Source organism: Streptomyces sp. NPDC043996, assembly GCF_056435225.1.
On record NZ_JBWKEY010000006.1, the window covers coordinates 360,970 to 383,087 of the forward strand.

The 22,118-nt window shown below is 70.4% G+C and carries 13 protein-coding genes and 2 pseudogenes; 4 read left to right on the plus strand and 11 right to left on the minus strand.

The features are described 5' to 3' along the window. Positions 1-37: 37 nt before the first annotated feature. The 3 genes from AC07A4_RS18475 to AC07A4_RS18485 form a co-directional block, all read right to left on the minus strand. Positions 38-1,021 (minus strand): MBL fold metallo-hydrolase, encoded by a 984-nt coding sequence (locus AC07A4_RS18475; protein WP_478599589.1) that lies wholly within the window; start codon positions 1,019-1,021, stop codon positions 38-40. A gap of 662 nt (positions 1,022-1,683) precedes the next feature. Next, entirely contained in the window at positions 1,684-2,304 is a 621-nt protein-coding gene (locus tag AC07A4_RS18480) for a DUF5753 domain-containing protein (protein ID WP_478599591.1), read from the minus strand. Between the two features lie 367 nt (positions 2,305-2,671). Next, on the minus strand, positions 2,672-10,456 hold the full coding sequence (locus AC07A4_RS18485) for an SDR family NAD(P)-dependent oxidoreductase (RefSeq protein WP_478599592.1): 7,785 nt from the start codon (positions 10,454-10,456) through the stop codon (positions 2,672-2,674). 426 nt (positions 10,457-10,882) lie between these two features. Between AC07A4_RS18485 and AC07A4_RS18490 the strand changes: the two genes are divergently transcribed. Further along, complete coding sequence (locus AC07A4_RS18490) at positions 10,883-11,521, plus strand: hypothetical protein (RefSeq protein WP_478599593.1); 639 nt, start codon at positions 10,883-10,885, stop codon at positions 11,519-11,521. Positions 11,522-11,669: 148 nt separating this feature from the next. On the opposite strand, the gene AC07A4_RS18495 is transcribed toward AC07A4_RS18490, so the two are convergent. Together AC07A4_RS18495 and AC07A4_RS18500 are read right to left on the minus strand one after the other, a co-directional pair. Beyond that, positions 11,670-12,320 (minus strand): hypothetical protein, encoded by a 651-nt coding sequence (locus AC07A4_RS18495; RefSeq protein ID WP_478599595.1) that lies wholly within the window; start codon positions 12,318-12,320, stop codon positions 11,670-11,672. Positions 12,321-12,428: 108 nt separating this feature from the next. Next, positions 12,429-12,686: pseudogene (locus AC07A4_RS18500) on the minus strand (transposase); the annotation flags it as partial. Between the two features lie 20 nt (positions 12,687-12,706). On the opposite strand from AC07A4_RS18500, the pseudogene AC07A4_RS18505 reads away from it, so the two are divergent. Further along, positions 12,707-12,928, plus strand: a pseudogene (locus tag AC07A4_RS18505) (hypothetical protein); the annotation flags it as partial. A gap of 67 nt (positions 12,929-12,995) precedes the next feature. Here the strand turns inward: AC07A4_RS18505 and AC07A4_RS18510 are convergent. Beyond that, the gene (locus tag AC07A4_RS18510; RefSeq protein ID WP_478599597.1) at positions 12,996-15,254 is read right to left on the minus strand and encodes an MMPL family transporter; all 2,259 of its coding nucleotides are present in this window, start codon (positions 15,252-15,254) and stop codon (positions 12,996-12,998) included. Between the two features lie 175 nt (positions 15,255-15,429). Here AC07A4_RS18510 and AC07A4_RS18515 point away from each other — a divergent pair, with 175 nt between their 5' ends. Together AC07A4_RS18515 and AC07A4_RS18520 are read left to right on the plus strand one after the other, a co-directional pair. After that, positions 15,430-16,602 (plus strand): sensor histidine kinase, encoded by a 1,173-nt coding sequence (locus AC07A4_RS18515; protein WP_478599600.1) that lies wholly within the window; start codon positions 15,430-15,432, stop codon positions 16,600-16,602. Further along, the gene (locus AC07A4_RS18520) at positions 16,577-17,239 is read left to right on the plus strand and encodes a response regulator (protein WP_478599602.1); all 663 of its coding nucleotides are present in this window, start codon (positions 16,577-16,579) and stop codon (positions 17,237-17,239) included. The genes AC07A4_RS18515 and AC07A4_RS18520 overlap by 26 nt, the downstream gene beginning before the upstream one ends. Before the next feature lie 155 nt (positions 17,240-17,394). Here AC07A4_RS18520 and AC07A4_RS18525 read toward each other — a convergent pair whose 3' ends face one another. Genes AC07A4_RS18525 through AC07A4_RS18545 form a run of 5 tightly spaced genes read right to left on the minus strand, consistent with a single transcriptional unit; the run spans position 17,395 to position 21,947 of the window. Continuing rightward, positions 17,395-18,465: an amidohydrolase family protein gene (locus AC07A4_RS18525; protein WP_478599605.1), complete on the minus strand. Its 1,071-nt coding sequence runs from the start codon at positions 18,463-18,465 to the stop codon at positions 17,395-17,397. After that, on the minus strand, positions 18,462-19,238 hold the full coding sequence (locus tag AC07A4_RS18530) for an ABC transporter permease (RefSeq protein ID WP_478599607.1): 777 nt from the start codon (positions 19,236-19,238) through the stop codon (positions 18,462-18,464). The genes AC07A4_RS18525 and AC07A4_RS18530 overlap by 4 nt, the downstream gene beginning before the upstream one ends. Further along, the gene (locus AC07A4_RS18535; protein WP_478599609.1) at positions 19,235-20,029 is read right to left on the minus strand and encodes an ABC transporter ATP-binding protein; all 795 of its coding nucleotides are present in this window, start codon (positions 20,027-20,029) and stop codon (positions 19,235-19,237) included. The genes AC07A4_RS18530 and AC07A4_RS18535 overlap by 4 nt, the downstream gene beginning before the upstream one ends. Continuing rightward, entirely contained in the window at positions 20,026-20,916 is an 891-nt protein-coding gene (locus tag AC07A4_RS18540; protein WP_478599611.1) for an ABC transporter permease, read from the minus strand. Before AC07A4_RS18540 ends, AC07A4_RS18535 begins: the two co-directional genes overlap by 4 nt. Beyond that, positions 20,913-21,947 carry an ABC transporter substrate-binding protein gene (locus AC07A4_RS18545; RefSeq protein ID WP_478599614.1) on the minus strand — a complete coding sequence of 345 codons (1,035 nt, stop codon included), beginning with the start codon at positions 21,945-21,947 and terminating at the stop codon, positions 20,913-20,915. Before AC07A4_RS18545 ends, AC07A4_RS18540 begins: the two co-directional genes overlap by 4 nt. Positions 21,948-22,118: the final 171 nt, after the last annotated feature.

The following is a 22,118-nucleotide window of genomic DNA, read 5'->3' on the forward strand; positions in this document are numbered from 1 at the left end:
CTGAGGTGCGGCTGGCCGGTGTGGGTGCCGGGCTGGGCTACGTCGTCACAGCCGCGGGCAGGCGCTGCTCGTAGGTCCAGCGTGCCGCCTGCTCGGCGAGTTGGAGCACGCGCGGGGGCTTGCGGCCATCGAGGTGAGCGTATTCGGCGCCGGTGATGATGACGACGCGTTCGGGAGCGCCCATGTCCGGATAGAAGCCGCGCGCCAGGATGTCGGTGGCGGCCTGGTAGGCGGACCAGCCCTTGATGTGCCGTTCCTTGATGAGGTGTGTGAGCTCGCCGAGATACGTCATATAGGTGCGTAACTCGTCCGGGACGAGCACCCGGCCATGGCCCGGCACGATCAGGTCCGGGCCCAGGTCAAGGACCGTCTGGCAGGCCCTGAGTACGGCGGACAGGGGGCCGTGCCAATGCACCGGGTGGTCGTCGGCGAAGACGATGTCGCCCGCCGCGACGATGCCCTGATCCGGAAGGTGGACGACGAGGTCGGTCGCGCTGTGAGCAGGGCCGATCTCGATGAGTTCCACCGGCGTGGCCCCGACGCGGATGCTGTGGCGCCCGCTGAATGTCTGATTCGGGCCTACGGCTGAGATGCTGGTGAAGTCGAATCGGCTGAACCGGCTGCGCACGTAGCGTCCCAGGACGTGGGTGGCGGGCAGTTGGGTGAGGGCGTGCATCTGCTGGGGCGTCAGCCAGCAGTCATGGCCGTGGGCGTTGGCCTCGGTGCTGATGATGTCGGCATCCTCGAAGAGGGCGTTGCCGAAGCTGTGGTCGCCGTCAGGGTGAGAGTTGATCACGGTGCGGACGCGGGTGCCGGGAGTGAGGACCCGGTCGATGGCGGCTATCAGCGCGTTGGTCAGGCGCCGGTCGTACGGAGTGTCCACGAGCGCGGCGTCGGCACGTCCCTCGGGGTCGGTGACCAGCATGCAGTTGGCCAGGCCCCATGCGCCCCGGGCGGGGCTGTGAGGGGTGAACAGGTACACGCCCTTGGCCAGGGCGGAGAGTTCTGCGGGACCAGTCATGCGACCAGATTCTGAGGGAGGACCCGGACCGCGGGGACTGTGTGAATTCACACAGCGTAACTGGAACATTCTGCTCCAGTGCGCCGAGGGGATTTCTGGTGGGAGGAGGGCGCCTGAATGTCGCCCGACATCGCAGCTCAGACGCTCGGGGGAGTGAGGGAGCTCGCGCAGGAGAGCCCATCTCGCATGAGTAATTGACCGTTAAATAGCCTGTGCGGCAACTCCACGGAAAAACCTGCCCGTTGTTACTCCTGTCCACCCGCGGTAAGGATTACTCGTCCCGGCGCGGAGACTGCGAAACCGTAGCTCTGGGTGACGTGGCCAGGTGGGCTGGGACCCTCGCCGGGCGCACGGAACCAGCGGCCCGCCGGACTGGACCATCAACCCGTGAGTACTCCGAGCAACTGGTCCTGCTCCTTTAGCAGTTACCGTTGCAACTGGCCGACCCCTCCGGCTTGCAGCGCCTCGCGGATGGCCTGTCCCGGGCACTGAGTGCTCACGTCCTGGTCAGTGAACCCGCCCAGGTTCTGGCCGCCTCGCCTCAAGCCGCGGTCGAACGTCTGGCGCCCGCCGTCATCTGCCAGCAGTCCACTGCGGGCTCCCATCTCGGCGTCGCGCACACCCGACCGCCGGACTTGTCCGGCGCCGCAGCCGAGAGTCGGCTAGTTCTGCGGCGGCGTGCCTGCCCAGAAGGACAGGGCCTTCCGCAGAAGATCCTTGGCCTCCTCGCCGTAGGCGGCTCCCGCGTGCAGCAGGTCAAACACTTTGTGGTGAAGGGAGACCTCGCCCTTCTCCGTGATGTCCAGGCCGCAGGAGACGAGTTCCACGTGAACCCTGTCGCCGTCGCCATGGATGTTGAACGCGGGTACGGGGAACGTGGCCAGCCGCGCCGTGGCAGGGATGATCCCCAGCGTGAGGGAGGGCAGGTCGATGTCACGAAGGATGCGGTCGACCTGGCCTCGCATGACCTCAGGGCCGCCGATGTTCGTGTAGAGGGCCTGCTCACCCAGGATGACGTGATAGTGGTGGTCGCCTTCGTGCAGGACCCGCTGCCGTTCCATGCGCTTGGCGACACCAGCCGCTACATCGTCGGGAATGTCGAGGAAGTCGACCACCTGTTGCAGGATCACGGTGGCGTACGCCTCGGTCTGGACCGTGCCCCAGATCATGTCGGGCACGTACGATTTGCCTTCCTTCGTTTCCTGGTACCAGCGGATCACCTCGTCCTGGACCGCCCCTGTGCCGCTGGACAGCTGCTTCTGCCACGGTACTGACCTGGCCACTGCGTTCCTCCCCGCTCGCGGTGTCTGGGCAATGCTCGGTTCAGGGAACGGAGCCACGTGGCGCGCAGGCACGCCGGTCATCCCGCGTCACTTCCGGCGAGCGCGGCCAGGCTTCGGCTCTCGACGGACGACATGCCGCTGTGCGCCCTGTGTTGGTCGAGCATCGGACCGAGATGTGATCTCCCGCAAGGTGGCGTATCGACGCCGCGACGCGATTCGGCCTGGGGAGTGCGGAACTGGACGACGACTCCTTGAGCGGGTGGGGCGGCGCGCAGCAGCACTGCCACCCCGTTCCGAGCCTCAAGCTGGGGCCTCTCGCTCACGTTCTGAGAAGGATCGGCTCAGGTAACGGTGTCGGAGGGGAGTGTTAGGAGTCTGGGTTGTTGTGTGTGTTGTTGGGTGCCATGAGCTGGGGGAGGAGGATGCGTGCCAGGTAGTCGGTGCTGGGGGCGTTGATGACGGTCAGGGCGGCGAGTTCGCAGTTGAGGTTGCGGCGGATGGTGGTGGTGAGTTCGGTGGCGAGCAGGGAGTCGATGCCGAGGTGGGTGAGGGCCGTGGACTGGTCGACGCGTTCGGTGGGGGTGCGCAGGAGCCGGGCGAGGAGCGCGGTGAGGGTGTCGCGTACCAGGGCTTGTGCTTGTGTGGGGTCGAGTGTGGTGATCTGTTCGCGCAGGGTGTGGGAGCCGTCGGCGGTTTCGGGGATGGTTGCCAGTACGTGGGTGTGGCGGGGGATGTCACCGGTCACGGTGGAGGTGCGTATGCGGTGCCAGTCGATGTGGGCGGCGACGGTGGCGACGTCGATGGTGGAGTGGGTGAGGAGCGCGAGGGTTTCCAGGGCTGTGTCGGGAGGCAGCGCAGCGGTGATCTGTCGGCCGAGGTGTTCGTCGGTGTAGGTGCGGGCGGCGTAACCGACCTCGGTGATGGCGCCCCAGCCGACCGCGAGGGCGGGCAGGCCGTCCGCGCGTCGTGAGCGGGCCAGGGCTTCGGTGTAGAGGTTGGCCGCGTTGTAGTTGGTCTGTCCTGGCCAGCCGAGCAGGGAGCTGGCCGAGCTGTAGAGGACGAAGAGGTCCAGGTCGTGGTGGCGGGTGAGGGCGTCGAGGAGATGCGCGCCGGTGGCCTTGGCGGGCAGCGCGGCGCGGAAGGTTTCGTCGGTGGCGTCCCGAAGGAGGGTGTCGCTCAGCTCCATCGCGGCGTGGACGACACCGCGCAGCGGCCGGGCGGCGGAGTCGATGACCGTGCTGAGGGCCGCGGGGTCGGTGACGTCGGCGGCGTGGACACTGACGTCGACACCCCGGGCCCGCAGGTCGGTGAGGAGGGCCGCGGATTCGCTGGTGCTGTCGCCGCGGCGGCTCACGAGGGTGAGGTGGCGGGCGCCCAGGGTGGCCAGGTGGCGTGCGGTGGCGGCGCCCAAGCCGCTGAGGCCGCCGGTGACCAGGTACGTGCCGTGGGGGTCCAGATGGAGCGGGGCGGGGATGGAGCGGACCGGCGGGCGCTGCTCGAGGGACAGGACGACCTTGCCGATGTGGCGGGAGTGCTGGAAGAGAGTGAACGCCTCCTGTAGCTGCTCCGCGGGGTGCAGCGTGTGCGGGAGGGGCCGGTAGATGCCCCGGCGCACGAGGCCGGCGACGGCTTCGGTGATGCGCTGCGCGCGGCCTGGGGGGCCCGCGACGACCTTGAGGATGTCGACGGCCAGATAGCTGCAGTTGGCGGCGAGTGCCTTCAGCAGCAGGCGGCTTCCTGCCTGGAAGGCGCGTTTGCCGAGCTCCACGAAGCGGCCGCCGGGGCGCAGGAGGTCCAGGCTGCGGGCGGCGGCTTCGCCGGTCAGGGAGTTGACGACCACGTCGACTCCCTGGTCGTCAGTGAGTCGGCGGACCTCTTCGGCGAAGTCGAGGCTGCGCGAGTCGAGGACGTGCGTCACCCCGAGGTGGCGGAGCAGACGGCGTTTGGCTGGGGTTCCCGCCGTAGCGATGACCTGGGCGCCGACGTGCTGGGCGTGTTGCAGGACGGCCAGGCCGACGCCGCCCGCACCGCCGTGGACCAGGACCGTCTCGCCCGCCTGGAGATCCGCCCGGTCGGTGAGGCTGTAGTGGACGGTGGCGAAGGCGATGGGCAGCGTCGCGGCTTCGGCGAAGCTCATGCCAGCGGGGATGTGCCCCGCGAGGTGGGCGGGAGTGGTCACCTGGGAGGAGATCGAGGAGGTGGTGAAGGCGAACACACGGTCGCCCGGGACGAAGCGCGTCACTCCGGCTCCGACCGCGGTGACGGTTCCCGCGCACTCCAAACCCACCCGGTCATGCTCGAAGCCAGCCGAGTCGGCGTCCTCGGTGACCAGGCCTGTGACGGTCATGACGTCGTGGTAGTTGAGCCCGGCGGCCTGCACGGCGATCGCGATCTGCCCGGGGCCGGGGGCGCGCTCCTCGTCCTGGATCCACGACAGCGACGGCATCGAGCCACCGCGGTCGGTGTGGAGACGGAAGGGCGTACCGGCCGGGGGAGGAGCGGCGGGCAGACGAGGCGTCGTGCGGGGGGCGAAGCAGCCGCCGCGGGTCAGGGCGAGTTCGTCCTCTGCCGTGTCCGCGTTGATGACTTGGGCGAGCCGGGCGGCGTCCAGGGCGGTGTCGTCGCTCCGATCCAGGGAGATGAGCCGGATCCGCAGGGAAGGCTCTTCGTTCGCCAGACTGCGCGCCATGCCCCACACGGCCGCGTCCGCGGGCACCAGGGGGCGCTCGGGAGCGGGCAGAGCGCCGCTGGGCCGGGTGACGACGACGAGCGGCAGGACGTCGGCCGAGGGATCGCGGCGCCGGGCAGTAACCAGATCCCGCAGCACGGCGGCCCGTCGCAGCATGGGCTCGATGAGATCCTCATCGGGCGAGGAGCGTCCCGACGGTGGTCGAGTCACCGCCGCCGTGGTTGCCGTGGCTGTCTCGTCGAGCGTGGTCTCGGCGGCCGTCTCGTCCAGGAGCACGACGACGCCGGACGGCCGCTTCCCGTGCGGCGATGGCCACTGCGTGCAGGAGATGCCATACGCGGGAACAAGCGCCACCTCGGGGCTGCCGGACTGCCGCAGCGAGTCGACGAGCCGACCCGTGAGCTCCGCCTCGGGGCGCTCCGCGACCACGAGCCACCGCGGGGTGTCGCATCCGTCCGGCACGGCGGTTTCCGGGGCGGCAGGCGTCGTATCAGGTGCTGCGCGCGTAGCGAAGATGACGGAGTCGTCGGCGTGATCGACGTTGAGGTCCTGCGTGGCGTACGTGGCGTCAGTGAAGCCGCATTCGGCGAGCAACGGCATCCACTGGTCGGCGGTCAGCAGGCAGCTCTGGGTGCGCAGGGGCGCGTCGGTGAACTGCCAGAAGCCGTCGAAGGCGCCGAAGCACAGGTTGTCGAGGCGCGGGTCGCTCGCCTCCACGGCCAGCAGGGCCCCTCGGGCGCCGAGCAGCGAGGTCACGTGGTGGAGCGCCTGGGTGAGGCGCGGTGCCACGTGCAGGACGTTGGCGGCGATCACCAGGTCGAACTCGCCCTCGGCGAAGCCCTGCGCCACGGGGTCCACGGTGATGTCCAGCGTGCGGTACTCCACGAAGTCGTAGGCCGTGAAGCGCTCCTGGGCGCGGGTGAAGAAGCCGGCTGACACATCGGTGAAGACGTACCGGGTGCGCTCGGGCGGCAGCAGCGGGAGAAGCGACGCGGTAGTGCCTCCCGTGCCGCCGCCGACCTCCAGCACGTTGAGCGGCCGGTCGACGGGCCACTGTGCCAGGAACTCACGCAGATAGATCCCGGCCGCCTGCCGGGCCAGCCGGGAGGGCACGGTGGTGCTGTACACCTGCTCGATGAGGTCCCGGTCGGCGCCGTTGAACATCAGGTCGACCGGGTCGATGTCACCCCGGAACATGGAGGCCAGGTGGCTGCCGGACAGGGTGCACAGCGTCAGGAAGGCCGCCTCGCCCGGGAAGTCGGCCGTCATCCGCTGCAGGACGGCCGCAGGGCGCGGCGACGCGACGATCCGCCAGCGGGCGTCTACGGCATCGCCGCCCGAAACGGTCGCGGTGTCGGTGGCGCCCGCGACGGCCGAGTTGTTCGGGGCGCCCGCGGAGGCCACGATGCCCAGATCCTCGCCCACAGCGGCCATGACTCCGGCGTCGCAAGCCATCCGGGCCAGTGAGCGGACCCACAGCTGTCGGTCCGGCCGCAGTCCCGCCGCCAGCAGTCGGCTCAGGGTGAACTCCTGCTCACCGGGCAGCATCTCCCGTACGGCCTGGGCGAAGAAGTGGCCGCTGAGCTCGCCGGTCCGGGCGGCCAGGCCGTTCTCCCGGCTCTCCCGCCAGCCGCGCGGCAGCGCTGCGCGCTCGGCGCGGGTTTCCTTCGCGAGTTCGGACGCCGTGACGGCCGGGGCGGGGACGGCGGCCAGCGGCACCGCGCGCAGTTCGGTGGTGTAGTACTCCGTGGACCGACGGTGGCGCTCGTCCAGCGCCTTCAGCCGTACCTCGGTCATCTCCACGGCCACCGCGCCGTGCGCGTCGGTCACCGTGATGTCCACGATGCCTTCGTCGGAGGTGACTGCCCGCGCTCGTACGTCGATGAGGCCGTCCACGTCCGGGGTCTGCCAGCACCGTACGGCACCGACGGCAACCGGCAGGTAGATGCGGCCGTCGTCAGGCAACAGTGCCAGCGCGGCCTGCAGCGCCGCGTCCAGGACGACCGGGTGAGCGTGGAAGGCGGTGTCGTCGGACGGCGGCAGCGCGTAGCGGGCCGTGACGGTGTCCGCCGTCGTCCGCAGGTCCTGCAGGACGCGCAGAAGCGGACCGTAGGTCAGGCCGGCGTCGGCGCAGCGGGCGTAGTGAGCCTGGACCGTCTGCCCCCCGGCGCCAGCACCTGCTTCGGGCACGGGGGCCAGCGTGCGGGCGGGCCGGGGCCGCAGGAGACGTCGCACCTGGGCGTGTGCGTGGGCCCGCCAGCCAGAACCATGGCCGTCGGTGCTGCTGCTGATCTGCGTCACACCGTCGTCAGGACTGAGACTTGTACGCAGCCGCACCTCCATCGCGTCGTCCAGCCAGGGGAGAGTCAAGGCCGTGTCGATCCGCAGGCCCACGACCTCAACAGGCGCGCCGAACACCTCGACGCCCGCGGCCACGGCCATCTCCGCGAACGCCATGCCGGGCATGACCACGCTCTCACTCATCCTGTGGTCGCCCGCCCAAGGCACCCGCTCGGGCTCCACATCACACTCCCAGCCGGGCTCGGGCCCCGGCACACGCTCACCCAGGAGCGGATGGCCGACGCTGCCGAGCGCAAGGCGTTCGTCCCACCAGGCGGGGGCCCCGTGCCAGTGCCGCTCGTGCTGCCACGGGTAGGCCGGCAGATCGACCACCCGGGCCGGCCGGGGGAACCACTCCTCCCATACGACGTCGGCGCCCACCGCCAGCAGATGCGCGAACGCGGTGTCCAGCGCGAGGGACCCGTCGGCGTCGCGCAGCAGCGTGGGAACGACAGCCGTCTCCGCGGCGGCCTCAGAACACAGCCGGGTGAGGTAGCCCTTGAGGACGTGATGCGGGCCGATCTCCACGAACACGTCACAGCCCTCGGCGAGCAGCTCCCGGACAGCGGAGGCGAACCGCACCGGCTGCCGCACATTGTCCCACCAGTAACCCGCACCCAACTTGCGGGTGTCGACCAGACTCCCCGTCACGGTCGAGGCGAATGCCGTGTCCCCAGCGCGCGCCTCAACCCCTCCGAGTGCCGCAAGGAGACCGTCACCGATGCCGTCCATCGCCGAGGTATGGAACGCGTAGTCCAGGTCGAGCAGCCGGAAGAAGACGCCTTGCCGTGCCGCTTCGGCGCCCAACTCTTCCAGCGCGTCCAACGGGCCGCCCACGGTGAGATCGTGATCGCTGTTGAACGCCGTGGCCTCCAGGCGCCCTTCGTAAGGGGCCAGCAGCAGACGAGCCTGTTCACCGCCGACTCCAATGGCGGCCATCCGGCCCAGGCCCGCGGTCGGCCCCTGCGCCCGGCTACGCTCGGCGATCACACGGCACGCCGTGGGCAGATCCAGCGCACCCGCCGCCCACGCCGCCGCGACCTCCCCGACACTATGCCCGACCACTGCCTCCGGCTTGAAACCCCGCCCAGCCAGCACACACACCGTCGCCACTTGCACGGTGAACAGCAACGGTTGGGCGACCTCCGTCACGACGGAACTCTCCGGCTTCGCCGCGCGCAGCTCCTGCTCCACCGACCAGCCGAGGATCGGCGCCAGCAGCGCGTCGACCCGTGCCACGGCGGCGGCGAACACCGCGTCACTGTCCAGCAGATCGGCTCCCATACCCGCCCACTGAGCGCCGTTGCCGCTGAACGCGAACGCCACCTTGCCACGCGACACCCCCCGGGCGGTGACCGCGGCCCGGGAGTCGGGTGAGCGCTCCACCAGCGCCTTGAGCCGCTGGGCGGCCTGCCGGGCGGTGCCCGCCAGGACCACCGCACGGTACGGGTGCCGCTCGCGGCGGCGGGCCGATGTGGCGGCCAGGTGGTAGAAGTCCGGTTCCTCCAGGCCCTCCAGACGAAGCACCATCCGCTGTGAAGCCTCGGCGAGCGCATCACGCGTCCGGGCCGACACGACGACGGGCACGACCCCGACGTCCTGTACATCCTGTCCTTCCCGTCCGTCCGGGTGATCCGCCAGCTCGGCACGCGGGGACGAGACCGGGGGAGCAGGCGCGAGGATCGCGTGGGAGTTGGATCCGCCCGCGCCGAAGGAGTTGACGCCCACCAGCGACCGTGCGCTCACCTTCAGAGGGCGTCGGGCCAAGACGGGTTCGAGACCCAAACCGGCGAAGTCGATCGCCTTGCTCAAGGGACTGCCGTGCAACGAGGCCGGGATCTCCCCGTGGCGGAGCACGAGCATCGCCTTCAGCAGACCCGCGATCCCGGAAGCACCCTCCAGGTGCCCCACGTTGGTCTTGATCGAACCGATCGGCAGGGCATCGGCCGTCCCCCGCGCGCGGCCCATCCACTGGCCAAGGGCACGGCACTCGATCGGATCACCCACAGGTGTGCCCGTACCGTGCGCCTCTACGTACACCACATCGCCCGGATCCACGCCAGCCCGGCGATAGACCTGCTCCAACAGGGACAGCTGCGCACCCGCGTCCGGTACCGAAATGCCGGGCGTGTGACCGTCGTTGTTGGTGCCGGTGCCCCGGATGAGCGCGTGCACACGGTCACCGTCGCGCTGGGCGTCCGCGAGGCGCTTGAGCACCACCAGGCCGCCGCCCTCACCGCGCACATAGCCGTCCGCCGCGGCGGAGAAGGTCTGTGAACGGCCTCGTCTGGAGAGCATCGTGGCACGGGAGGAGGCAACGAAGTCGGTCGGGGCCAACAACAGGTTGGCACCACCCGCCACGGCCATGCCGACCCGTCCCCGGTGCAGCGCCTCACACGCCTCATGCAGAGCCACCAGAGACGACGAGCACGCGGACTCCACCACCAGACTCGGCCCACGCAGATCGAAGTGGAAGGAGATGCGGTTGGCCGCGAACGAGGTCATGATCCCCAGAGCGCTGTGGCTGTCCATCAGCCTGGGCCGCATCGCCTGCAGCAGGGCGTAACTGTGGCCGCCCACAGCCACGAAGACACCGGTGTCCGTGCCCGCCAGCTCGCTGGTGACGGCGCCCGCGTCGTCCAGGGCCTCCACCGCGAGCTCAAGGAGCAGCCGGTGCTGCGGATCCATCTGGGCCGCTTCCCGCGGGGAGATCTGGAAGAAGTCGGCGTCGAATCCCGCCACGTCCTCGAGGAACGCGCCTGCCACTGTGTAAGACTTGCCGCTCCGGCGTGGGTTGGCCGACAGCCACCGCTTCGAGTCGAACCGGTCGGGCGGCGCCACACCGACCAGATCACGCCCTCCCACCAGCGCGGTCCACAGCTCATCTAGACCGTTGATCCCACCCGGTAACCGGCACGACGCGCCCACCACCGCTATCGGCTCATCCAGAGTCACGACAGGTCCACCCTCCACCACCGCCTCCTTTGAGCCAGAGCTGGTGCCACCGCAGCAGAAGCTGCCCAAAGGGACGATTGGTAGCCGTGGGCCCAGAAAGATGGCGAAATTATTCGTAGCTATGCGGTCTGTACACACTCCTGTTCGCGGCCATCCTGACAAATCCATTCGGCCACGGCCAGCGGCGGACGGTCCTTGGACAGGACTACCCGACTCCCCGGGCAGGCAGACGGTGACGCGGAGGCTAGGAACCCGCCCCCACCGCCCGCCCCCGGCCGAGGGCGGGCGTGAGAAGGCCCGGTGGGCACCTGCGGCAGAGGTTCGGGCCCCCGACGCCAAAGGAGACAGGTGCGTGAAGCCGAGGCGGCCGCGCGCAGCACCCGGTAGGTCGGCTCGAGCAGGGTGTATTGATGATGCGGTGGCCGCCTGGATGTGACCTGTGATCCCGCAGCTGCGCTGAGACAGGCTTGAGGGGCGGTTCGGGGAGGGAAGGTCATCTGCCGCACCACTGGCCGCGCTACGTTCGGGGCTGGGCCGGCGCACCGCCGGTCCAGCCCCGAACTCCCGCGTACACGTCCATCAGGAGGCATCGCCATGCGTTCTGTGTATGTCCCGGAAGGCTCGTTCGGAGTGCTGGACCAAGGAGAGATCCTCGCGCACACTGCGGACTGGTCCAACGGCCTTGTCGCCGTGATGCCGACTGGCGCCCTGATCGCCACGGGCATCCACACAGGCCCCGTCCGTGTCCAGGCCACCAGCAGTTCCGCACCACCGCCCGTCACGGACGCGGAAGACCTGGAGTGGGAGGAGATCATCGAAGTCACCGTCCAGGCGCCCCGCGCCGAACTGCGGGTGGTTTCCCTGCACGACGGGTTCATCGGCGACTTGCCCCCGTTGAGTGCGCAGGGTCCCGGGCCGTACCGGCTGCGCGTCCACGCGCGCGGCCGCGGCGTCGCCCGCGACAAGGTACGCGACGAGCCAACTGAGGACTACTTGCTGCTGGTCTGGCCCGCAGGCGCCACCACTGGCACCGTCATTCTGCGTAGCAGCGCAGAGATCCAAGAGGCGCTGCGGACACGTGTCTCCCCGCCGCCGCCCGCCGACGACACGCTCTCTGAAACCGATCGGCGCGACCAGATCGAGCGTGAGCGGCTCCTGCGGGGAGGAGCGGATCCGGATGGAGTACCTCCCCGCAGGACGCCGCGCCAGATGGGCACACCGGTCAGGGAGTGAACCGAAACCCGGGCGAACACCCCGAGACAGCTGAACGCTGGGCCACGCTTGTCGGCGAGCATCGGTCCGGTTGCGTGTCATCGCTCGCGTGCCTGGGCCTGGTGGCGTTCTTCATGTGTCTGCGCGCGGGCACAGATTTCACCATCGATCACGTTGCGTGTTGGCCGCTGGTACTCAGCAGTGGTGCGCTGATGGCCAGATCTTCGTCGAGTCTGGCTGCCAGAGCCCCGGCGAGAGCCGGAACATGGTGAGTGGCCCACCGCTTGGTCAGGGTGAGGAAGCCTCGCAGTTCGTTCTGCACGGTATGCAGGATCCTCGGCAGGTCACCCACCGCGATCTCGATGGGCTGTCCAGACGGAGCCGCTTGCAAGTCCACTGCATCCGGCCACAGCTGTACGACCTCGTTGGCGCGTGCAAGCCCTGGTGAAGGGTCATGTCCCAGCCACGGGGTCTCTCCGACTCCGACGTCGAGCCACTCGCGCCAGTCCTCCAGGCCACAACAACATCCTGGCTGGACGGTGACGTTGGTTCGGGTGTCGTGGAAGCGCAGACCTCCTGGTGCGATGACCCTGTCTGTCTCCAGCAGGCGGCGAATGGCCGTGCTGGCGTCCGTCAAGGGGCGACCGTCGTCACTTGGCAGCGCGTTGCAGGCAGTCAGCATGGCCAACGCGCTGCCGACTTCGAGCGGGGACATACTGCCCGACAGAGTCATGAACTGGTACGGAGGCAGGTCAGCCACCGGCCAGAAGGAGAAGCCAACGGTTTCCGGGGTCTCCAGGACAGCATTCACGATCAACACCGCGCCATTCTCGCCTCGGCCGGTCCAGCCCGCCTAGCCATTTCCTCTGTGGCTGATCACGCCAGGAGAGCAGGGGCGATGCTGCAAGTCTCGACTACCGACATTCCACTCCCACGGCGACTGGCTGACGAACTGCTGCAGGGCCTGCATGTTCCCGTCTGGCAACCGCTCGGCCATCGGCTGGATGGACTTGCGTCGATCGTCCAGTATCAACCCCCGCAGATAACACTCACCCCAGGCCCGCTGGCCCTCGCGCGGCACCAAGGCGATCACATCCGCGACGAGCAGTCCCAACACCGCCCGCAGACGGTCCACTTGATGCGTGTCCTCCCACCCGACATGCTCCTGATCAGCCGCAACGACCAGACCTAGCGAAGCACTACTAGGCCGCCAACCGGAAGAAGAAGGGCTCCGGAGGTGGCCGAGCCGTCAGCCACGACGCCGGTCTCCACAAGGAGCGGGACACTGTCGAACGGCTGATCAACAAGCTCACAGCATGGCGAGGCATCGCCACCCGATGCGGCAAGACTCCCGGGAGCTACCTCGCCGGTCTCCGCCTGCGCGTCTCGATGATCTGGATCAAGGATCTCACCACGACCGCCCGATGAGCACGACTCGCAATGCCCCTAGGTGACGCGCTGAGGTGCCGGACGCCAAGGGCGGCCAGGAGTTGAGTCAACGGTCAACCAGCCGTGGACGCGGGGCCTCTCCCGTGGGTTCCGCGTCGGTGGCGGCCTGGCCGTGGGGAAGCATCCGGTCCAGCCACTTCGGCAGCCACCAATTGGTCCGGCCGAGGAGTGTCATGGTCGCCGGTACCAGCACCATGCGTACGACCGTGGCGTCGATGAAGATCGCGGTGGCCAGGCCGAGCCCGAACATCTTGATGGAGGGGTCATCGGCGACGGCGAAGGACAGGAAGACCGCCACCATGATGAGGGCGGCCGAGGTGATGATCCGGGCGGTGCGCGAGACGCCCTCAACGATCGCCGTGCCGTTGTCGCCGGTGCGCACGTACTCCTCGCGTACGCGGGAGAGGAGGAACACCTCGTAGTCCATCGACAGGCCGAACAGGATGGCGAAGAGGAACATCGGGATGAACGACACGATCGGAACCGTCGCCTCCAGCCCGATGAGTGCGCCTCCCCAGCCCCACTGGAAGACTGCGACCATGATGCCGTAGGCCGCGCCGATGCTCAGCAGATTCAGCAGTACCGCCTTGAGCGGTACGACGACCGAGCGGAAGACCAGCATCAGCAGCAGGAACGACATCGCAAGGACGGCGGCGACCAACACCGGCAGACGTTCGCTGGTGCGTCGGCCCACATCGGACAGGCTCGCGGCGGCCCCGCCGACGTGCGCCCTGGCCGGGCCGTGCCCGATCGCCGCGGGCAGCACCTCGGCGCGCAGCCGCGCGATGGTGCGGGCCGTGGCCTCGTCCTGAGGGCTGGTGGTCGGGAACACTACGAGGGTCGCGATGCCGGTGGCCCGATCGATGTGCGTCGGCGCGACGGATGCGATGCCCGGATCCGCCGCGATCTCCCCGACGAGTCGGTCCAGCACGCCCGGATCACCGGCGGGGTCCGCGGCGATGACGAGGGGACCGTTGGTGCCCGGGCCGAATCCCTCGGCGACGAGTTCGTAGGCCCGGCGCTCAGTACGGCTCTGCGGCAGTGAGCCGTCGTCGGGCAGGCCGACGCGCAGGCCGAACACGGGCAGCGTCGCCGTCAGGAGCAGCGCCACGGCGCCGACCGCGTACGGCACCGGGTGCCGGCCGACGTGCCCGAGCCAGCGCCGCCACCCGACGGCGGGGACGGCGCCCGCCGCCGTGTCCCGCCGTCGGCCGAGGCGGCCCGACCGCCTCGCCCGCAGTGCCCGGCCGATCCGGCCGGCCTGGCCAAGGCGCGGGCCGGCCGCGCCGAGGAAGGCCGGCAGCAGCGTCACCGACGCGAGCACCATGATCAGGACGACGATCGAGACCGCCAGGCCGCCCACCGTCATGAACGGCACGTTCGCGACCGCCATGCCGAGGATCGATACGACGACAGTGCCACCGGCGAAGACCACGGGCCGCCCCGCCGTGGCCACCGCCCGTCCGGCCGCCTCGTGTGGATCGAGCCCGCGCACGAGGTACTCCCGGTGCCTGGCGAGCACGAACAGCGCGTAGTCGATGCCCACTCCGAGCCCGACCATGCTGCCCAGGACCGGTGCGAAGGTAGGGACGTCCGTCACCCCCGCCAGTACCGTCATCGTGGCAACGCCGACGGTAAGCCCGAAGACCGCCACACCGATCGGGAGCGCGGCGGCGACGAGCGAACCGAACGCCAGGAACAGGATCGCGGCGGCGGCAACGATCCCGATCAACTCGCTCGCGCCGCCGTCGGGGTCGGAGAAGGCGTAGAAGAGGCTCCCGCCCATCTCGATCCGCAGAGGCAGCTCGGCGCGCAGCCGGTCGCCGAGACCGACGAGGGCGTCGAGGTCCTCGGCCGACAGTCGGCTCTGGTCGGGGTACTGCACCCGGACGACCGCGATCCGTCCGTCGGCCGAGACGAGGCCGCCGCGCACGGCGGTGTCCCGGCCCGCGTCGAGTGCCCGCGCCGGGTCGCTCGTGCCGAGCACGTGCGGCAGCCGCCGCACCTCGGCCCGCAGCCGCGTGAGAGCGGTGCGCGCGCCGTCGTCGAAGAACGTCGCACCGTCGCCGAGGGGGGTGACGACCACTTGGGCGGTCATCCCCTCCTGGCCGGTGCCGGCCCGCTCGATCAGTTCCGCGGCCCGCGCGGAGTCCAGTCCCGGAGCGGTCATCGAGTCCGCGGTCCGCCCGCCGAAGGCGAGGGCGGCGAGGACGGCGAGCGTGGCGGCGATCAGCCATGCAGCGATCACCCGCCAGGGATGGCGGGCGGCGCTTGTGCCCAGGCGCAACAGGGCTTTCGAGAGCATCGGGTTCTCCAACCACCTCGTCGGCCGTCCTTGTACGGCCGCCGACGCCGAGGCTCGTCGCCACGGCGCTGTGCGGCATCGGCCCGCGGGCCGCGGCTCCGTCGGCCCCGGGGCGGAGTGAGGACCCGTCCTTTCGGCCGATGCGCGCCACGCCGCGGTCTCTAGGCTGAGCAGCGTGCTCCGAGATGACCTGCGAACCCTGTGGACCGAACGCCGGCCGCCCGACGCGCCCGCCCGGGTGTGGCGGGACTGGGTGCTGCTCGCCGCGGGCCTTGCCGGTGTGGCGCTGGAGGCCACCCTGCGCGAGAACGTCGTGTGGCGGCCGGTGGCGGTGGTGTTCGCCGTCTGGCTGTGCCTGCTGCCCCTGTGGCGCCGGACCCGCCCGCTGGCGATGGTGACGCTGGCGTTCGGCTCGGTGGCCCTGCTTCCGGTGGCCTCGCTCGTCGCCCCACCGCGCGAGCCCGTCGGCCTGTACACCGGCGTGGTCGTGCTGGTGCTGGTGTACGCGCTGCCCCGGTGGGGATCGGGACGCGAGATCGTGCTGGGCGGCGCGGTGATCCTCGCGGTCGGCGCGCTGTGTGTCGTCACGGATGACAACCCGGTCGTCGAGAAGGTCGTGGGCTTCGTCTTCCTGCTGCTGCCCGGCGTGGTGGGGGCGGCCGTGCGGTTCTGGGTGACCGCTCGCGAGCGGCAGTTGGAGCAGTTGCGCTCCCGTGAGCGCGAGCAGCTCGCCCGGGAACTGCACGACACGGTGGCCCACCACGTGTCGGCCATGGTGATCATCGCCCAGGCGGGCCGGGTGCTCGCGGGCACCGACCCGTCCGCCGCCGTCGAGGCGCTGGAGGGGGTCGAGGAGGAAGGGGCGCGCACGCTGGAGGAGATGCGCGCCATGGTCGCCGCGCTGCGCGACCGCGGCCTCGGCGCCGAGCTGGCGCCGCCTGCCGGTGTCGCGGATCTGGAGCGCCTGGTGCGCGCTCCGGGTGGTCGTCTCAGGGTCGACCTGGGGCTCGACGGCGAACTGGACGCGCTGCCCCCGGCCGTGGACGCGGCCGTCTACCGGATCGTGCAGGAGTCGGTGACCAACGCGCTGCGCCATGCGGTCGACGCGACCGAGCTCGTCGTCCGGGTCGCCGCGGAACGGCACACGGTACGGGTGAGCGTGCGCGACAACGGCCGCCGCACCGGCCGGGGTCGCGACGGATACGGACTTACCGGACTGCGCGAGCGCGCGACCCTGCTCGGCGGCACACTACGAGCAGGCCCGGGTACCGACCGGGGCTGGCATGTCGACGCCGAACTGCCGGGAGCGAGGAGCGAGAGCGGTGTCCATTCGCGTCCTCGTTGCTGACGACCAGACGATCATCCGCACCGGGTTGCGGATCATGCTGAACGCCCAGCCCGGCATCGAGGTGGTCGGCGAGGCCGCCGACGGGAGAGAAGCGGTACGTCTGGCCCGCGAACTACGCCCCGATGTCTGCCTGTTCGACATCCGCATGCCCGTACTCGACGGTCTTGAGGTCACCCGCCTTGTCGCGGGACCGGGCGTCGCCGACCCGCTGGCCGTGGTCGTCATCACCACGTTCGACCTCGACGAGTACGTCTACGGCGCGCTGCGTGCCGGCGCCCGCGGATTCCTCCTCAAGGACACGGGACCGGACCTCCTGGCCCAGGCCGTACGGTCGGCGTCCGGCGGTGAGGCGCTCATCGCGCCCAGCGTCACCGTCCGGCTGCTGCAGGCATTCGCGGACCTGCCCGCCGGCCGTCCCGTGGCCCAGCCGGTCTCTCCCGTCACCGCCCGCGAGGAGCAGGTGCTCCTCGCCGTCGCCCGCGGGCTGACCAACACCGAGATCGCCGACGCACTGCACATCAGCCTCAGCACGGTGAAGACGCATCTGGCCAGCCTGATGGCCAAACTCGGCGCCCGCAACCGGGTCGAGATCGCGATGTGGGCCTATGAAACGCGCCGTATCCTCCCCGGAACCTGAGCCGGGCGCCGGGCCATGTCCCATGAGCCCCCGCCCGGACATCAGCGCGCCGGTCGGCTCACGTCGGCTCCACGTGCCTCACCCGCCCCAGAGCGTGACGTACCAGGAGGCCGGAACTGGGACGGTGAGAGACCCGAGGCTGCGATCCGCTGCGCCTACCCCGGACGCCCTTTCCGGACGCGGTACCCGGCCCGTCGCGGCGCCGAAGGCGGATCCGGCAGCCGCATCAGGCGCAGGACGTTGCCGTGGTAGATCCGCGCGCGCTCGGTGTCCGTGAGGTCGAGCGCGTCTAGAGCGCGGATCGTCTCGCGGATGAACCCGGGGCCGCCTTCCGGGTCGAAGGGGCAGTCCGTGCCGAACAGAACGTGGTCGGCGCCGAAGAAGTCCAGGCCGCAGCGGATGCCGCTGGCGGATCCCGACAGTGCCGTGTCGGCGTAGAAGCGGCGGAAGTACTCCAGTGGCCGGTGCGGCAGCGCCGAATCGCGCAGTTGGTCGAGGTCGTCGCCCGCGGTGCGGCTGCCCAGCTGGTCGCTCCAGCCGAGCCCGATCCGTCCTTCGAGGTAGGGGATCATGGCGCCCAGATGATGGGTGATGATCTTGATGGACGGGTGCTGTTCGAGCAGACCGGAGAAGACGAGCCGGGCCATGGCGGCACTCGTCTCGTACGGCCAGCCGAGCGCCCACCAGATCTCGTACCGGGAGGTGTCCTCGGTGGCGTAGTCGGCGAAGGCGGCGCCGCGGGCGGGGTGGAGCCAGATGGGCAGGTCGCGGCGGGCCATCTCGGCGAATAGGTCCCGGAACTCCGGGGCGTCCAGCGGCTTGCCGTTGACGTTGGTGAAGAGCTGGACGCCGCGCGCGCCGAGGTCGTCGATCGCGTAGGCGAGTTCGGCGAGCGCCGCGTCCGGGTTGTTGAGCGGCAAGGACGCGACGAAGGCCGGGAAGCTGTCGGCGTGGCGCTCGCACAGCTCGTGCAGCGACTCGTTGGCGAGCCGCGCGAGCGCCGGGGACTCGTGCGGGGCGGCGAGCCGTTCGACCGGCGGTGAGGACAGCGTGAGGACCTGCTGATAGCCGTCGCCGAACTCGTCCATCATCCGCAGGCGCGCGTCGACGTCGTGCAGGGCGTCGAGCTCCAGCCAGCGTTTGAGAGCGGCGGTGTCGAGGGCCAGTTCGCGCATCCGCGCGAAGTAGCGTGGCGGCAGGATGTGGCTGTAGGCGTCGAGTTTCATCGCTCGCTCCTCGCGGTCCGCGGCACCCAGTGGGTGATCCTGCGGTCGATGGCCTGGACAAGGGACAGAGCTCCCAGGGCGACGGCGACGACGACCAGGAGCACGGCGAGCACACTCGCGCTGTCGAAGCGGCCGCCCGCCTCGGTGACGAGGTGGCCGAGGCCCACGACGGCGATGAACATCTCGCCGTTGATCATGCCGGTGACGGCGCGGCCGACGCCGAGCCGCACCCCGGCCATGATCATGGGCGCGGCGGCGGGCAGCGCCACGCGCCACAGCACCTGGCGCTCGCTCGCGCCGTAGGACCGTGCCATCTCCACCAGGTGCGGGGGCACGGACCGCACGGCCGATTCCGTGGTGACGATGACGACGAAGACGGAGTACATCACCACCACCGCCACGACGGAGCCGCGCCCCGCCCCGAGCAGCGAGAAGAACACCGGCGCGAAGACCAGGGACGGGGCGGCGAGCAGCGCGTGGACGTAGCCGCCGAGCGCGGCCTCGACGCGGCGCGAGCGGCCCATGGCGGCGCCGACGACGAGTCCGACGGGCAGGGCGATGACCAGGCCAAGGGCGAGATTGAGCAGGCTGTCGGCCAGGCTGGTGAGGACCAGGCCCTCGCGGGAGAGTTCGACGAGCCGGTCGAGCACCCGGCTCAGGGGCGGGAGGGAGGCCCCGCCCGCCGTACGCCCCACCGCCTCCCAGGCCGCGGCGCCGACCGCGAGGCTGACGGGCGCCGCGGGCACGCGCCGCAGGCAGGACCGGGCGCTCATGAGGCCGTCCTCTCCGGCCGGTGCTCGGCGTGCATCGCGCGCAGCCGCTCCCACAGGTACGCCGTGAGTTCGGCGTACTCACCAGAGCGCGCCAGGCCCCCGACGTCACGCGCCCGCGGCCGGGGCAGCTTCACCGGCACGATCTCGGAGACGCGTCCCGGACGGGCGCTCATCAACGCGACGCGGTCACCGAGCAGGACGGCCTCCTCCATGCTGTGGGTGATGAACACGACGGTCAGCCGCTGCTCCTCCCACAGGGACAGCAACTCCTCTTGCAGCAGCCGCCGCGTCTGTTCGTCCACGGCCCCGAAGGGCTCGTCCATGAGGAGCACGCGGGGGCGTACGGCGAGGGCGCGGGCGATGCCGACGCGCTGCTGCATGCCGCCGGACAGCTCACCGGGCAGCTTGTCCGCGCTGTCCGAGAGTCCCACCGTGGCGAGCAGCGCGCGGGCGCGTTCGGTGCGTTCGGCCCGGCCGACGCCGCGGACGCGCAGGCCGAAGGCGACGTTGTCCAGGACGGTCGCCCACGGCAGCAGCGCGAAGTTCTGGAAGACCATGCTCCGGTCGGGTCCGGGCCCGCGCACCGGCACGCCGTCGACGAGGATGTCGCCCTCGTCCCAGGGCACGAGCCCGGCGATCGCCCTCAGCAGGGTGGTCTTGCCACAGCCGCTGGGACCGAGGACGGTCAGGAACTCGTTCTCGGCCACGTCAAGGCCCACGTCGCTCAGCGCCCGCACACGGGTGCCGTTGTGCGCGGTGAAGCTCTTGCTCAGTCCGTCGATGGTGATCATCGGGTGCTCCTCGCCGGGTGCGGAAGGGTCTTGGGGGTGCGGTTCCAGCGGATCAGCCGACGTTCGGCCCAGTGCGCGGCGGACACCAGGAGCAGCGCCTCGGCGAGGATGATCGCGATGGTGCCGTAGAGCGGCGGCGCCTTGAGCAGGCCGCGGTAGGTGAGGATCAGCCCGCCAAGGCCGTCGGAGACCATGAGCAGTTCGACGAGGACCATGCCGGTGACGGCGCGGCCCAGACCGAGGCGTACGCCCGTCATGATCGCGGGCAGGGCGCCGGGCAGCAGGACCCACCGCCAGATCCAGCGCTCGCCGGCGCCGAAGGAGCGGGCCATCTCGATCAGCGCGGGGTCCACCTGACGTACCCCCGCACGGCTGTTCACGATCACCATGACGACCGAGAAGGCCGCGACGAGCGCGACCCGCGAGGTCAGCCCGACGCCGACCGACATCACCAGGAGCGGAATGACCGCGGCCACCGGTGTCACGAGCAGGATGTTCAGGTAGACGTCCGCGTACCGCTCCAGGAGCCGGAACCGGCCGAGCGCGGCGCCGATGGGGACACCGACGACGACGGCGAGGGCGAAGCCGAGCGCCAGGGCCTGGTTGCTGACGTACAGGGCGCGCCACAGCTCCGCGTCGCCGAGCAGTTCGATGGTGGCCCGGAGCGTCTCGGTGAAGCGGGGGAGCAGCAGGCCGCCCCGCGCCCGGGCGTAGAGCTCCCAGGCCGTGGCGAAGACCGCGAACGTCAGGAGCTGGTAGGTCAGTTTCCGGTCCAGGCACCGGCGCAGCGGGCCCGGCGCTCGCGGGGTGCGGGGACCCGCCTGGGTGCCGCCGCGTCCGCGCGCCGTGCGAGGTGCCGCCTCGTGGGGCGTGGTCGCGGTGGTCATGACGCGGCCCTGAGGAAGCTGAGGTCGGCCGCGTCGCGTGCGGACATGCCGCCTCTGATCACACCGGCGCGGGCGAAGAAGTCGATGGTCGCCTGCACGTTCTGCGGGGTGAGGGCGGCCGCGTCGAACAGCCGCGCCGAGCGGTAGCGTGCGGCGACGCGGGCCACGTCGGCCTCGTCCTCCTGGGGAAGGTAGTGACGTGCCAGACGTGCGAGGTGTCCGGGCCGGGCGTTGATCCGGTCGTGCTCGCGCACCAGGGCCGTGACGAACGCCTGGGACACCTCCCGGTGTTCGGCGAGGAAGTCCGCGTTGGCGTAGACGGTCTGCGGGTGCAGGTCCGGCAGGGTCCGGGCGAAGTCGGCGAGCTTGGTGAGGCCGGTGGCGCCCGGCTCCGTGGCTGACCCCAGGGCGACGGCGTCGGCGACCTCCAGCGGCGTCGCGTCGATCTCCCCCGAGGCGAGGGCCTGGGCCCGGACGTCCGAGCCGCCCAGCGTCAGATAGCGCGGGCGCCGGTCCGCGCCGCAGTGCGTGCGCACCCAGTCCTTGGCCATGGCGGTCGCGACCGCGCCCGCGCTGAAGATCCCGAAGGGGCGCTGGTCGAGATCGTCGCAGGATGTCACGCCTGATCTGCCGTAGAGCGCCCACTGGTTGCCGACGGCATCGGCGATGATCTTGATGGGGGCGTCCTGCTCGATGGCGCTCAGTGCCGGTCCCGTCGCCTCGGCGGAGATCGCGTAGTCGCCCAGCGCGAGCCCCTCGATGGCCAGTTCGGGTGCGGCGAGCTCCACGACGTCGACGTCGTGCCCCTGGCGGCGGACGGCGTCCACGGCCGCCAGGAACGGCACGATCGTGATGTCCGGCTCGACGATCGCCACGGTGAACGACAGCGTCCCGTCCGCGCGGGTCTCGGTGCCCGCGCCGCTGCCGCAGGCGGTCGCCGCCGCGGTCGCGGCGCATAAGACCGCGGTGACGGCTAATCGTTTCGTACGCGTCCAGGCGGTCCAGGCCGCGGGCCGGGTCCAGGTGCGCATGGTCATCCCCCTTGTGCCGCCTCGGTTCCCCGAGGTCACCGGTTAGGCAAACGTATGCCTTGCTTCGGGATGCTAGACAGTCGGGGAGTCGGTTCGTCAAGGGGCAACACGCCTACAAAGAGCAGGAGTTGAGCGGTGTCGTTGCCAAATCACCCTGCCCTGTGACATGTT

What these genes read in the sequence shown, in the direction of transcription:
- AC07A4_RS18475 (WP_478599589.1), bottom strand. Translation starts at nt 1,021, where the DNA reads ATGACTGGTCCCGCAGAACTCTCCGCCCTGGCCAAGGGCGTGTACCTG.
- AC07A4_RS18485 (WP_478599592.1), bottom strand. Translation starts at nt 10,456, where the DNA reads ATGGATTTGTCAGGATGGCCGCGAACAGGAGTGTGTACAGACCGCATA.
- AC07A4_RS18490 (WP_478599593.1), top strand. Translation starts at nt 10,883, where the DNA reads ATGCGTTCTGTGTATGTCCCGGAAGGCTCGTTCGGAGTGCTGGACCAA.
- AC07A4_RS18510 (WP_478599597.1), bottom strand. Translation starts at nt 15,254, where the DNA reads ATGCTCTCGAAAGCCCTGTTGCGCCTGGGCACAAGCGCCGCCCGCCAT.
- AC07A4_RS18525 (WP_478599605.1), bottom strand. Translation starts at nt 18,465, where the DNA reads ATGAAACTCGACGCCTACAGCCACATCCTGCCGCCACGCTACTTCGCG.
- AC07A4_RS18530 (WP_478599607.1), bottom strand. Translation starts at nt 19,238, where the DNA reads ATGAGCGCCCGGTCCTGCCTGCGGCGCGTGCCCGCGGCGCCCGTCAGC.
- AC07A4_RS18535 (WP_478599609.1), bottom strand. Translation starts at nt 20,029, where the DNA reads ATGATCACCATCGACGGACTGAGCAAGAGCTTCACCGCGCACAACGGC.
- AC07A4_RS18540 (WP_478599611.1), bottom strand. Translation starts at nt 20,916, where the DNA reads ATGACCACCGCGACCACGCCCCACGAGGCGGCACCTCGCACGGCGCGC.
- AC07A4_RS18545 (WP_478599614.1), bottom strand. Translation starts at nt 21,947, where the DNA reads ATGCGCACCTGGACCCGGCCCGCGGCCTGGACCGCCTGGACGCGTACG.